We start from the raw sequence: 13,033 nt of genomic DNA, 5'->3' as shown, positions 1-13,033 counted from the left end.
GATCACGGAACCGGGATGGTCCGCACGACTCGAACGGGTGGAAGGATGGACGGCAGGCCCCGCGACGGCGCGGCGGCCGACGAGCACAGCCGAGGAGCGCAGTCATGGCCAAGCGGGCCCCGCAGAGCGATCCGGCGCAGGACGCCCCCCAGGTGTCCGCGCCCCAGCACGCCGCGGCCGGGCTGCCGGCGGTCGGCCACAGCCTCCGGATGGCCACCGAGCAGATGGGCGCCCGCCGCACCCTCGCCACCCTGCGCAAGGTCAACCAGCCGGACGGCTTCGACTGCCCCGGCTGCGCCTGGCCCGAGCCGGGCAAGACGCACACCGCCGAGTTCTGCGAGAACGGCGCCAAGGCCGTCGCCGAGGAGGCCACCGAGCGCCGGATCCGCGCCGAGTTCTTCGCCGCCCACCCGGTGGCCGAACTGGCCGACCGCTCCGGCTACTGGCTCGGCCAGCAGGGCCGTCTCACCCAGCCGATGCTGCTGGACGAGGGCGCCACCCACTACACGCCGATCGGCTGGGACGACGCCTTCGCGCTGATCGCCGAGGAACTGCGCGCCCTGGACACCCCGGACGGCGCGGCCTTCTACACCTCCGGCCGGACCAGCAACGAGGCCGCCTTCGCCTACCAGCTGTTCGCCCGCCGGCTGGGCACCAACAACCTGCCCGACTGCTCCAACATGTGCCACGAGTCCTCCGGCTCGGCGCTCACCGAGACGCTCGGCATCGGCAAGGGCAGCGTCAGCCTCAAGGACCTCTACCAGGCCGACCTGATCATCGTGGCCGGCCAGAACCCGGGCACCAACCACCCCCGGATGCTCTCCGCCCTGGAGCGGGCCAAGCGCGCCGGCGCCACCGTGGTCAGCGTCAACCCGCTGCCCGAGGCCGGCCTCGAACGGTTCAAGAACCCGCAGAACGCCCGCGGCCTGGTCGGCCACGGCACCAAGCTGACCGACCTCTTCCTGCAGATCCGGCTCGGCGGCGACCTCGCCCTGTTCCGTGCGCTCAACCAGCTGATCCTGGACGCGGACGGCGGTGTCGACGAGGCCTTCGTCGCGGAGCACTGCCACGGCTTCGAGGAGTTCGCCGCCGAGGCCCGGCAGACCCGCCGCGAGGAGGTCCTCGCCGCCACCGGCCTGCCGTGGGAGCAGATCGAGGAGCTGGGCCGTACGGTGCTCTCCTCCCGGAAGATCATCGTCTGCTGGGCGATGGGCCTCACCCAGCACAAGCACTCCGTGCCGACCATCCGTGAGGTGGTCAACTTCCTGCTGCTGCGCGGCAACGTCGGCCGTCCGGGTGCCGGGGTCTGCCCGGTGCGCGGGCACAGCAACGTCCAGGGCGACCGGACGATGGGCATCTTCGAGCGGCCGTCCGCGGCCTTCCTGGACGCCCTGGGCGGCGAGTTCGGCTTCGAGCCGCCGCGCGAGCACGGCCACGACGCGGTGGACACCATCCGCGCGATGCGCGACGGCCGGGTGAAGGTGTTCTTCGCGATGGGCGGCAACTTCGTCGCCGCCACCCCGGACACCGAGGTCACCGAGGCGGCGATGCGCGGCTGCCGGCTCACCGTGCACGTCTCCACCAAGCTCAACCGCTCGCACGTGGTGACCGGCGCCCGGGCGCTGATCCTGCCGACCCTCGGCCGCACCGACCGGGACGTCACCGCCAAGGGCGCCCAGTTCGTCAGTGTCGAGGACTCGATGGGCCAGGTGCACTCCTCGCGCGGCGGTCTGCGCCCGCCCGCGCCGGGGCTGCTCTCCGAGGTGGCCATCGTCTGCCGCCTCGCCCGCGCCACGCTCGGCCCGCGGGACAGCGTCCCGTGGGAGGACTTCGCGACCGACTACGACACCCTGCGGGACCGGATCGCCCGGGTGGTGCCGGGCTTCGACAACTTCAACGACCTGGTCCGCCGGCCCGGCGGCTTCACCCTGCCGCACGGCCCGCGCGACTCACGGACCTTCCCGACCGCGACCGGCCTGGCCAACTTCACGGTCAACCCGCTCACCGCCCCCGAGGTCCCGCCCGGCCGGCTGCTGCTGCAGACGCTCCGCTCGCACGACCAGTACAACACCACGGTGTACGGCCTGGACGACCGCTACCGGGGCATCACCGGCGGCCGCCGGGTCGTCCTGGTCAACCCCGCCGACGCCGACGAGCTGGGCCTGACCGAGGGCGGGTACGTCGACCTGGTCGGCGAGTGGAAGGACGGCGTGGAGCGGCGCGCCCCGCACTTCAGGGTGGTGCACTACCCGGTGGCGCGCGGCGGGGCGGCGGCGTACTACCCGGAGACCAATGTGCTGGTGCCGCTGGACTCCACGGCCGACATCAGCAACACCCCGACCTCCAAGGCGGTACTGATCCGCTTCGAACCGGACAGCGGCGAGAGCTGAGCGGCGGCAGGCCCCGGGACCCGGCGCGAACCGGGCCCCGGGGCCTGCCGACCCGTCGTGCCGACGGGGCCGGGCCTAGTTCTGGCCGGACGGCAGCGCCGTCGCCGAGGTCGAGCCGGACGCCGAGGCGGCGGCCGAGCCGCTGCCGGTGCTGCTGGGCGTGCCGGCCGGGGTACCCGTGGGCGTGCCGGTGGGCGTCCCCGTCGGCGTGCCGGTCGGGGTCCCGGTGGGCGTACCGGTCGGGGTACCCGTCGGCGTGCCGGTGGGCGTCCCCGTCGGGGTACCGGTCGGAGTCCCGGTGGGCGTACCGGTCGGGGTACCCGTCGGCGTGCCGGTGGGCGTCCCCGGGTCGGTCGGCGTCCCCGTACCGGGCTGCGGGGTACCGGGCGACGGCGTCCCCGGGGTGGGCGTGCCGGGCGCGGTCGGCGTACCGGGCGCGGGGTTCGTGGTGTTCGGGTCGACCGGCACCTGGTTGACCGGGCTGGGCGCGATCGGGGTGACGGTGTCCCAGCCCGCCGGGAGGTCCGGCACCTTCCAGGCGCCGCCCGCCTCGTCCGACGCCGTCTCCGGGTCGGGCCGGACGGCGCCGAGGATCGGCATCGAGCCGATCGGCGACACCTTGATCACGGCGCCCGGCCGCGGCGCCTGGACGACCAGCCCGCCGCCGATGTAGAGCGCGACATGGGTGGCGCCCTCGAAGTAGATCACCAGGTCGCCGGGGCGCAGCTGGTTCAGCGCGACGTGCTGGAGCTGGGCCCACTGCTCCTGGCTGGTGCGCGGGATCGGCTTGCCGGCGTGCAGCCAGGCCTGCGAGGTGAGGCCGGAGCAGTCGAACATGTCCGGCCCGGCGCCGCCCCACAGGTACGGCTTGTTGAGCTGCGCCAGCGCGTAGGCAACGGCGGCGCGGCCCGCCAGCGACGGGGTGCGCTCGCCCTTGCCGAGCGCGCCGGAGGCGAGGAAGGCCAGCTGGGCCTCGTCGGCCTTGGCCTTCTCCAGTTGCTCCAACTCGGTGCGCTGGGCCCCGGTCAGCGAGGAGACCAGCTGCTCGACGGCGGCCAGGTCGGCGGCGACCTTGGCCTTGGCGGCGTCCTGCTGGGCGACCAGTGCCTGGGAGCTCTTCAGCGCCTCCTCGCTCTGCTTCTGCAGACCGGTGAGCGCTTCGCGGTCCTGCTTGAGCCGGTCCAGGAACTCGGACTGCGAACGGCTCGCGGTGGCGAGCAGTTCGGCGATGGTGACGGCCTCGTACGGGTCCTTGGAGAGCAGCAGTTCGGCGTAGGCCGAGGCGGCTCCGTTGCGGTACTGGGCGGCGGCGAGCTGGGCGGCCACGTCGGTACCGGCGTCCACCTGCTTCTGCTGGCGGTCCAGCCGGTCCCTGAGGTCGGTGACCGCGGCCTGCTGCTCGGCGACCTTGGCGACGGCGGCGTTGAACTGCTCGGTCGCGGCCTCGGCCCTCTTGTACAGGTCGTGCAGCTGGTCGAGCAGCGGTCCGAGGGTGGCCTTGGCCTCCGCGAGCGGGTCCGCGCCCGGCGCGACCGGGGCGGTGCGGCCCGGGGTGCCCGGGTCGGGGGCCGCGAAGGCGGCCTGGGTGGCCAGCGGCAACGCGAGCGCGGCGGCCGCGAGGACGGCTCCGCACCGCAGGGCGGCCCGCACCCACGGTCGTGTTCCCGCGGACTCCGCGCGCTGTGCAGCCCCACCCATGGATTCGTCCTCCCCGCCCCTGCCCGACCTCCGGATGGCCCGGATCCCCGCCGATCCTGTCATGGGTCACTCGCCAGAAACAGACCGCACCCGTACGGGTCGGTGAATTCTTCGGTCGGCTGTGAGACAGGTCTCAGCAAAACAGAGCGAACCGGGGCGTTCTGCACCAATGCCCAGTTCAGCAAGCCCGGAGACACCTTCTGGCAAGGTCATGGCAACCCCTTGGACACGTCCGGAACCACGAAGCCCGTCTCAGTTCACCTTCCGTTCACCGAGCGTCCCTACCGTCGCGATCGACACCAACGTCAGTGCGACAACTACGACGATTGTTTGGGTATGGAACACATCTCGTTCCTGGTGGCCGTTGTGATCATCACGGCGCTCGCCTTCGACTTCACCAACGGGTTCCACGACACCGCCAACGCGATGGCCACCTCCATCGCCACCGGAGCCCTTCGGCCCAAGGTCGCGGTCACCATCGCGGCCGTCCTCAACTTCGCCGGGGCGTTCCTCTCCGTGAAGGTCGCCACCACCATCTCCGGCGGCATCGTCAACGAGAAGGCCGGGATCCACCCGGAGATCATCTTCGCCGCACTGGTCGGCGCGATCCTGTGGAACCTGCTCACCTGGCTGAGAGGCCTGCCGTCCAGTTCCTCGCACGCGCTCTACGGTGGCCTGATCGGCGCCACCGTGGTCGGCGTCGGCCTCAACGGTGTCAACTTCGACACCGTGGTCACCAAGATCCTCATCCCGGCGATCGCCTCCCCGCTGGTCGCGGGCCTGGCCTCCTGGGGCGCCACCAAGCTGGCGTACGCGATCACCCGCAAGGGCGACGGCGCGACCGTCACCAAGGGCTTCAAGACCGGCCAGGTGTTCTCCTCCTCGCTGATCTCGCTGGCCCACGGCACCAACGACGCCCAGAAGACGATGGGCATCATCACCCTGACCCTGGTCTCGGTCGGCGCCCTGCCGAAGGGCGCGCTGCCCCCCACCTGGGTGATCGTCTCGGCCGGCGCGGCCATCGCGCTCGGCACCTACATGGGCGGCTGGCGGATCATCCGCTCGATGGGCAAGGGTCTGGCGGACATCCAGGCGCCGCAGGGCTTCGCCTCCGAGTCGGCCGCCGCGACCGTCATCCTGACCTCCTCGCACATGGGCTTCGGCCTCTCCACCACCCAGGTCTGCTCCGGCGGCATCATGGGCGCCGGCCTCGGCGGCCGGAAGGGCGAGCTGCGCTGGAGCCTGGTGCGCCGCATGGTCTACACCTGGGGCCTGACCCTGCCCGCCGCCGCCGCGGTGGCCGGCCTCGCGGCCTACGCGGTCGAGCAGGGCACCTGGGGCGTGGTCCTGGTCGGCGCCACCCTGGTGGCCGGCTCGGGCGCGATGTGGCTGATCTCCCGCCGCCAGCCGGTCGGCGCGGACAACGTCAACGACGTCAGCGACGTCACCCCGGTCGAGGTCACGCCGACCGCCGGGCCCACCACCCCCACCCCTGCCTCGACCACGGTCGCGGCCTGAGCGCCGACGGCTGAGGAGCACACAGCATGCACATCAAGTGGACCGCCCTGGCCCAGACCGCCGGCTTCAGCTTCGGCATCACCGTCGCGGTGGTCACCGTCTTCGCGCTCGGCATCCTGGCCCTCTCCCGCCGTGAGGCCGCGCTGACCGCGCAGCGCTCGGCGGCGGGCTCCGACGCCCCGGCCGGCGGCGGCCGGCTGGCCCTCGCCGGGGCCTACGCCTGCTTCGCGGTCTGCGGCGCCGCCGTCCTCTACGGCCTGACCCTGATCGCCGGCCGCTAGCACCGGTGTCCGGGCCCGCCCGGACACCGCCGCCGCACGGCGAAGGCCGGGGAGTGGACCACCACTGCCCGGCCTTCGCCGTACCCCGCGCCGACCGGACCGGTCAGTCCTGCCGACCGGTGCGCAGCGCCGTCTCGCGGATGCACAGCACCGTGACGAAGGCCAGCAGCGCGAACGGCGCCGCGACCAGGAAGACCACGCCCACCCCGTGCCCGAAGGCGTCCGTCACCAGCGGGACGAGCGGGGCGGGCAGCTTGTGCAGGTCCGGGATGCCGCCGCCGGCCGCGGCGCCGGAGGCCGGGATGTGCGCGGCCGCCAGGTTCTCGGTGAGGTAGTGGCCGACCCGGTTGGTCATCAGGGCCCCGAGCGCCGAGACGCCCATCGCGCCGCCCATGGTGCGGAAGAAGGTGACCACCGAGCTGGCCGCGCCGAGCTCGTGGCGGGGCACCGTGTTCTGCACCGCCAGCACGAGGTTCTGCATGGTCAGGCCCAGGCCGATGCCGGTGATCGCCATGTAGACCGAGAGCAGGACGTAGTCGGTGTCGGCCCGAGCGGTGCCGAGCAGTCCGAACCCGACGGCCAGCAGCAGCGTGCCGGTGACCAGGTAGGCCTTCCAGCGGCCGTACTTGGTGATCAGCTTGCCCGCGACGGTGGAGGCGACCGCCAGCCCGAGGATCATCGGCAGCGTCATCAGGCCGGCGATGGTCGGGGACTTCTCCTTGGCCAGCTGGAAGTACTGGCTCAGGAAGGTGGTCGCGCCGTACATCCCGATGCCGACCAGCACGCTGGCCAGCGCCGCCAGGGTGACGGTGCGGTGGCGGAAGAGGCTCGGCGGGATGATCGGCTCGGCGGCGCGCTTCTCGATCACCACGGCGAGCGCGCCCAGCACCAGGCCGCCGCCGACCATGGCCGCGGTCTGCCAGGAGAGCCAGGCGTAGTTCTTGCCGGCCAGGGTGATCCAGATCATCAGCAGGCTGACGGCTCCGGTGATGACCAGGGCGCCCAGGTAGTCGATCTTCACCTTGCGCTTGACCACCGGCAGCTTCAGGGTGCGCTGCAGCACCGCGATCGCGGCGAGCGCGAACGGGATCCCGACGTAGAAGCACCAGCGCCAGCCCAGCCAGGAGGTGTCCACGATGACGCCGCCGATCAGCGGTCCGCCGATGGTGGCGAGGGCGAAGACCGCGCCGAAGTAGCCGCTGTACCGGCCGCGCTCGCGCGGCGCGACCATCGCCGCCAGGCAGATCTGGGCCAGCGCGGTGACACCGCCGGCGCCGATGCCCTGCAGGGCGCGGCAGGCGATCAGCTCGCCGGTGTTCTGGGCGAGGCCGGCCAGCGCCGAGGAGGCGATGTAGATGACCAGCGCGATCTGCAGCAGCAGCTTCTTGCTGGCGAGGTCGGACAGCTTGCCCCAGATCGGGGTGGAGGCGGTGAGGGTGAGCAGGGTGGCGGTGATGACCCAGGTGTAGGCGGACTGGCCGCCGTGCAGGTCGGTGAGGATGCGCGGCAGGGCGTTGGAGACGACCGTCGACGAGAGCACGGCCACGAAGAGGCCGAGCAGTAGGCCGGACAGCGCCTCCAGCACCTGGCGGTGGGTCATGGGTCGGTCGTCGGTGGTGGCGGCTCCGGTCGCGACGTGGGTGGTGACAGTCATCTGGGTCCTTCGGCGGGTGCGGGGCGGGAGCGGGAGGCGGCAGACGGGGAGCAGGGAATCGTTGCCTTAGGCAACCATAGGATCGATGGTTGCTTAAGGCAACTTTCTTCAAGCCCAAGTAAAGTCCCGCACCGCGGCCCGCGCCGGGCCGCCGGCCTCAGGTCCCGACGGCCTCCCCGACCACGTCGTTGAAGCGGTGCAGCAGCCCGGCGAAGCGGACCACGTCCTCCTCCGACCAGCTGGCCATCAGCTCGCGCACCCGCTCGATCCGGGCGTCCCGCACCCCCAGGTAGCGCCGCCGGCCGTCGTCGGTGAGCGAGACCAGCGCGGCCCGGCGGTCCAGCGGGTCCGCCTCCCGGGTCACCAGGCCCAGCTCCTCCAGCGCGCGGATCTGCCGGCTCACCGTGGCCTTGCCCACCGCGAAGTGCACGCCGACATCGGTCACCCGCACCCGCCCAGCGTGCTCGATGTAGCCGAGCATGCTGTACGCCACCCCCTCCAGGCTGGGGTGGACCCGGCGGGAGAGCTCCGCCACCCGGGCCCGGCCCCGCCGGAACATCAGCGCGACCTCGCGCTCCACCGCCAGCAGGGGTTCCTCGTCGTTCACCGTACTCACCGCACTCGCCGCACTCACCGCACTCACCGCACTCACCGCGCCAGTATCGCGCAGCACCGTGCGCCGGACTGCGGCGCGGGAAATCGGGAAGGCCAACTACTTGATGATATGAAGTATCCGATTTTCCCGATACGCAAGGAGATGTGGATGACCGCCCCAGGGCAGGGACCGAAGCCCGGACTCGTCGCCGAACTGAAGGGAGCGGTCACCCCACGCGCGGCGCTGCTGGTGATCGCCGTGCTCCTGCTCCAGCTCGGCTTCATCACCTCGTACGTCGGGGCCCTCCACAGCCCCACCCCGCACGAGCTCTCGATCGCGGTGGTCGCCCCGCCGCAGGTCTCCCCCCAACTGGTCCAGGCGCTGGAGGCGGTGCCCGACGACGCCGTGCGGGCCGTCACCGCGCCCGACGCGCAGACCGCCGCCGCGCAGATCAAGGACCAGAAGATCTACGCCGCCCTGGTGGTGAACCCGGCCGGCACCGAGGACACCCTGCTGGTCGCCAACGCCCGCGGTCCGGCCGCCGCCAAGGCCGCCCAGACCATCGTGACCGCGCTCGACCAGGCCCAGGGCCGAACGGTGCGGACCGAGGACACCATTCCGCTGGCCAAGGGCGACACCAACGGCCTCTCCTCCTTCTACCTGGTGATCGGCTGGTGCGTCGGCGGCTACCTGGTCGCCTCGATCCTCGGCGTCAGCGCCGGCGCCAAGCCCGCCAACGGCTACCGGGCGCTGATCCGGCTCGCCACCCTGGCGCTCTACTCGATCGCGGCCGGCATCGGCGGCGCGGTGATCGTCGGCCCGGCGCTGAACGCGCTGCCCGGTTCCTCCTGGGGCCTGTCGGCCCTGGGCGCCCTGGTGGTGTTCACGGTCGGCGCGTTCACCATGGCGCTGCAGTGCCTGTTCGACATCATCGGCATCGGCGTCGCCGTGCTGATCTTCGTGGTGCTCGGCAACCCCAGCGCGGGCGGGGTCTTCCCGCCACCGATGATGCCGCCGTTCTGGCGGGCCATCGGCGCCTGGATCCCGAACGGCGCCGGGACGGACGCGGCCCGCTCGATCGCCTACTTCGGCGCCACGAACCTCGTGATGCCGCTGCTGGTGCTGCTGGTCTGGGCGCTGATCGGTGTCGCGGTCACCTTCGCCGCGGTCCTGCGCCGGCCGCGCGGCGGGCGCGAGCTGGTCCGCCCGTAGCCCCGGCCACCACCGGACCCGGACCGGGCCGGCGCACGGCCGCGGCTACGCGTCGAGCCGGCCCGGGTCCGCCACGATCGCCCGGACCACGCCGACCGCCGCCCCCAGCAGCGGACCGCGCCGGCCCAGCCGGGAGACCGTCAGCCGCTCGTCCGACCAGGGACGGACGGTCACCCGGGCCGCCAGCTCGGCCCGCATCCCCGGCAGCAGCCAGGGCGCCAGCCGGGCGTACCCGCCGCCCAGCACCACCTCGGCCGGGTCGAGCAGATTGACCGCCCCGGCCGAGGCGACCCCCAGCGCCGAACCCGCCCCGCCCAGCGCCTCCCGGACGTCCTCGTCCCCGGCCTCGGCCCGCTCGGCGAGCAGCGCCACCCAGTCGCCCCGGACCCCCTCCAGGCCCGCCGCCCGCATCACCGCCGTCTCCCCCGCGTACTGCTCCAGGCAGCCGTACGCCCCGCAGGCGCAGAGCGGTCCGTCCGGACGGACCGGCACGTGGCCCAGCTCGCCCGCGTACCCGTGCGCCCCGCGCATCAGCCGGCCGCCGACCACGATCGCCGAGCCGACGCCGGCCTCGGCCGAGACGTGCAGGAAGTGTTCCGGGGCGCCGCCCAGCCAGAGCTCGGCGAGCCCGCCCAGGTTGGCCTCGTTGTCGGCGCCGACCGGCAGCTCGGCCAGTGCCTCCGCGTTGGCCGCGCGCAGCGCGAGCCGTAGTTCGGCGGCCAGCGAGACGTCCTCCCAGCCCAGGTTGGCGGCGCGCTGGAGCACCCCGCCGCCGTCCCCGACCAGGCCGGGCACGGCGAGCATCAGCCCGGCCGGGCGCAGCCCCGCGTCGGCGACGGCCCGGCGCAGCAGTTCGGCGAGGTCGGCCATCACGGCGGCGGGCCGCCGGTCCCGGTTGCGGATCTCCTGGCGGCGCCAGGCGCGGACGTCACCGCGCAGGTCGACCACGCAGGCGCCGAGGTGCTCCACCCCGATCTCGGCGCCCAGGCCGGCCGGCCCCTCCGGGTTGAGGCCCAGGGCGGTACCGGGCCGACCGACCTTACCGCTGGGCGCGGCCGGACCCTCCTCGACCACCAGCTCGGCCGCGATCAGCTCCTCGGCGAGCGAGGACACCGCCGCCCTGGTCAGCCCGCTCTCGGCGGCCACCTCGGCGCGCGAGCGCCGGGCGCTCGCGATCACGCCGAGCACCAGCGCCAGATTGGCCCGGCGCATGCCCTGCTGGCTGGCCGGTCCGGCCCGAAGGCCGTCCGTCTCGCGCATCGCGCTCACCCCGCTCGGCTTCCGCCCGCCCCGCCGGTGGGGGGTTCCCGCGGTTCCGGACGGGTGTTTGCAGCGTAACCGCGTTCGGCCGCCCGTTCCCGGCGGGCCCGGAGCGGGCGGCCGGACCGGCCGCCCGCTACGAGATCCGCTGCGGCTGCTCCACCCGGGTGACGGCGGGCTCGGCGAAGCGGGTGAAGACCCAGCGCTGCATCGCCCAGAAGCGGAACAGCATCGCGACGAAGGTGCCGACGACCATCCCGCTGAGGAAGTCGGCGACCTCCTGGGTGAAGGCCGTCACCTGGGGCTCCCGCAGGTCCAGGAGGTAGCGCGAGACCACCAGCGGGAGGTCGTTGACGCCGATCGCCACCACGCTGACCAGCAGGAACAGCAGCACCTCGCGCCGGTGCCCGCGGGCCCGGAAGGCCCAGCGGCGGTTGAGCACGTACGAGACCGCGGTGGCCACCACGGTCGCGACGGTGAGTGCCACCACCGGCTTCTGTTCCAGCAGGGTGAACTTCAGCGAGTAGTTGATCACCGTCGTCAGCACGAAGCAGGTACTCCCGACCAGCAGGACCTTCACCAGCCTGCGGTGCTTGACCAGGAACGGCCGCAGCCCGGCCGGCACCTTGGCCAGGGCGCGCTGTGTGGGGGACGGCATCTTCGCAGTCTCCCGCACGCGGCCCGTCGTCGCTCCCTCCGGCGGCCGGGCGCTACCCGGCGGCGGTGATCCGCAGCACCCCGGTGGTGGTGCCCTGGTAGACCACGCCGCCCGGCGCGATCGAGCCGACCATCTGCAGCGTGTCGAAGATGAACCCGGCCCCGGTGTACTCGGTGCGCACCACCGCGCCGGAGCGCGGGTCGATCTCCGCGTAGTAGTAGGGGTCCAGCACCGAGGTCGCGTTGGTCCCGGGGATGACGGGGCCGCGCAGCACCGTGTGGAGCAGGCCGTCGGCGGTGGAGAGCCGGGGGACGGCCGCGGACCGCACCCGGTTGTCCCAGACCAGGTCGCAGCCGGAGCCGTCGGCCCGGACGTCCACCCGGCTGAGGCCGCCCTGGAACGCGCCCGACGAGGGCACGCTCGGCCCGGCGTCCTCGGGCAGCTTGGGGTACGGGTAGCCGTAGGTGGAGGCGACGAGCACGGTGGCGCCGACCGCCACCGGGGAGTTCTCGCTGCCGCTGCCGCCGGCCCGGAGCACCGGCACCGAGCAGACCTGCGAGCCGTCGCCGGCCCGGTAGACCAGCAGGTTCACGGTCGGCGCGGCGTTGTCGACCACGGTGACGTAGTCCGTGCCGGTGACCGGTCCGAAGAAGGTCGGCGCGGAGCCGGTCCCCCAGCTGAGCTGTCCGGGTTTGCGGCCCGGACCCCGGTCGTACGCCCGGCGCCAGGCGATCCGCGGGGTGCCGTCGGCGTCGGCGGTGAGCAGGTAGGTGGCGTGGGTGGTGGCGACGGCGGTGCCGGCCGGGGCGGTGGAGATCGAGTTGGCGATCCGCTCACCGGCGGGCAGGGCCAGCGCGCGGACGACCCCGGTGCGGTCGTCCGCGGTGCCGACCACGCCGCCGCCGGTGGCGAACCAGACCCGGCCCTGCCAGTCGGGCGAGATCCCGGTGACGGCGTCGCCGACCGGGACGGCGCCGGCCAGCGGGAGCCCGCTGTCCACGGTCAGCTCCCAGGCCCCGGCGGCGGTGCGGTGGTGGCCGATCCGCAGCAGCGTGCCGGCACCGTCGACGGCGACCAGCCGGTCCCGCTGGTCCAGGTAGGCGTAGACACCGCCGAGCAGCGAGCCCTTGGCCAGCGGCAGCTCGGCGAGCGAGCCGCCGTCGGCCGGGTCGAGCAGGTGCACGGTCGGGGTGAGACCGAAGATCGTGGTGCAGAGCGCGACGGGGTAGCCGTCGGAGCCGACCAGGACGGTCGGGCAGGCGGACTGCAGGGCCACCCGGTCCGAGGCGAGCGGTCCGGGCCGGGGGCCGGGCAGCGGGGTGGCGTCCGAGGAGCCGGTGTCGCCGTGCATCGTGGCGGTGCCGTCGGGCCCCGCGTAGGGGTTGTGCGGCGGCAGCGGGCCGTAGCCGGTGTCGGCACGGGCCGGGCCGGCGGCGGCCAGCAGGAGAGCGGCGGCCGCGAGGACGGCGGCGCGCGTGGGCAGCGCGAAGCGCATGGTGGTGTCCCATCGGGGTGAGTGGAAACGGTGGACCGCGCACGGCGGTGCACCACCCGGCTGGGGTTCCCGGCGGGGGCGCCGGGCGGTTCACCGCACTGGTCAGACAGTGCGGCGACAGATCGCGGAGCACGCGTACGCCAGGTCGACGTCGAGTCGACGGCTCAGGTACGCGTGGCGAATCACCCGGCCAGCCTGGCGCACTGACGGTCCGTCTCACAAGCACCGTCTCAGCAGACGGGCAGCGGCCCGGCGGAGCACCACGCTCCGCC

General features: G+C 73.5%; 10 protein-coding genes. 4 read left to right on the top strand and 6 right to left on the bottom strand.

Features of this window, described 5'->3' with window-relative positions; all coding sequences use genetic code 11:
- Nucleotides 1–104 precede the first annotated feature (104 nt).
- On the top strand, nt 105–2,390 hold the full coding sequence (locus ACFXHB_RS22985; protein WP_380576467.1) for an FdhF/YdeP family oxidoreductase: 2,286 nt from the start codon (nt 105–107) through the stop codon (nt 2,388–2,390).
- 75 nt (nt 2,391–2,465) lie between these two features.
- Here ACFXHB_RS22985 and ACFXHB_RS22980 read toward each other — a convergent pair whose 3' ends face one another.
- The gene (locus tag ACFXHB_RS22980) at nt 2,466–4,088 is read right to left on the bottom strand and encodes an NlpC/P60 family protein (protein WP_380576466.1); all 1,623 of its coding nucleotides are present in this window, start codon (nt 4,086–4,088) and stop codon (nt 2,466–2,468) included.
- Between the two features lie 336 nt (nt 4,089–4,424).
- Between ACFXHB_RS22980 and ACFXHB_RS22975 the strand changes: the two genes are divergently transcribed.
- Both ACFXHB_RS22975 and ACFXHB_RS22970 read left to right on the top strand, forming a co-directional pair.
- Nucleotides 4,425–5,606: an anion permease gene (locus ACFXHB_RS22975; RefSeq protein WP_380576465.1), complete on the top strand. Its 1,182-nt coding sequence runs from the start codon at nt 4,425–4,427 to the stop codon at nt 5,604–5,606.
- 26 nt (nt 5,607–5,632) lie between these two features.
- Nucleotides 5,633–5,887, top strand: coding sequence for a hypothetical protein (locus ACFXHB_RS22970; protein WP_380576464.1), 255 nt, complete (start codon nt 5,633–5,635; stop codon nt 5,885–5,887).
- Nucleotides 5,888–5,990: 103 nt separating this feature from the next.
- Here the strand turns inward: ACFXHB_RS22970 and ACFXHB_RS22965 are convergent, their stop codons facing one another.
- Nucleotides 5,991–7,541, bottom strand: a complete 1,551-nt coding sequence (locus tag ACFXHB_RS22965; RefSeq protein ID WP_380576463.1) for an MDR family MFS transporter — start codon at nt 7,539–7,541, stop codon at nt 5,991–5,993.
- Between the two features lie 157 nt (nt 7,542–7,698).
- Entirely contained in the window at nt 7,699–8,193 is a 495-nt protein-coding gene (locus ACFXHB_RS22960; RefSeq protein ID WP_380576462.1) for a MarR family winged helix-turn-helix transcriptional regulator, read from the bottom strand.
- A gap of 111 nt (nt 8,194–8,304) precedes the next feature.
- Here ACFXHB_RS22960 and ACFXHB_RS22955 point away from each other — a divergent pair, with 111 nt between their 5' ends.
- Complete coding sequence (locus ACFXHB_RS22955; protein ID WP_380576461.1) at nt 8,305–9,348, top strand: ABC transporter permease; 1,044 nt, start codon at nt 8,305–8,307, stop codon at nt 9,346–9,348.
- A 45-nt stretch (nt 9,349–9,393) separates the two neighbouring features.
- Here the strand turns inward: ACFXHB_RS22955 and ACFXHB_RS22950 are convergent, their stop codons facing one another.
- The 3 genes from ACFXHB_RS22950 to ACFXHB_RS22940 form a co-directional block, all read right to left on the bottom strand.
- A complete protein-coding gene (locus ACFXHB_RS22950; RefSeq protein ID WP_380576460.1) occupies nt 9,394–10,608 on the bottom strand; it encodes an ROK family protein in 1,215 nt (404 codons plus the stop codon).
- Nucleotides 10,609–10,744: 136 nt separating this feature from the next.
- Nucleotides 10,745–11,266, bottom strand: coding sequence for a GtrA family protein (locus ACFXHB_RS22945; protein WP_380576459.1), 522 nt, complete (start codon nt 11,264–11,266; stop codon nt 10,745–10,747).
- A 52-nt stretch (nt 11,267–11,318) separates the two neighbouring features.
- Nucleotides 11,319–12,761, bottom strand: a complete 1,443-nt coding sequence (locus ACFXHB_RS22940) for a hypothetical protein (RefSeq protein WP_380576458.1) — start codon at nt 12,759–12,761, stop codon at nt 11,319–11,321.
- Nucleotides 12,762–13,033 lie beyond the last annotated feature (272 nt).

This window comes from Kitasatospora sp. NPDC059327, assembly GCF_042752535.1.
Lineage (GTDB): Bacteria > Actinomycetota > Actinomycetes > Streptomycetales > Streptomycetaceae > Kitasatospora.
This window is presented reverse-complemented; position numbering and strand designations above follow the sequence as displayed.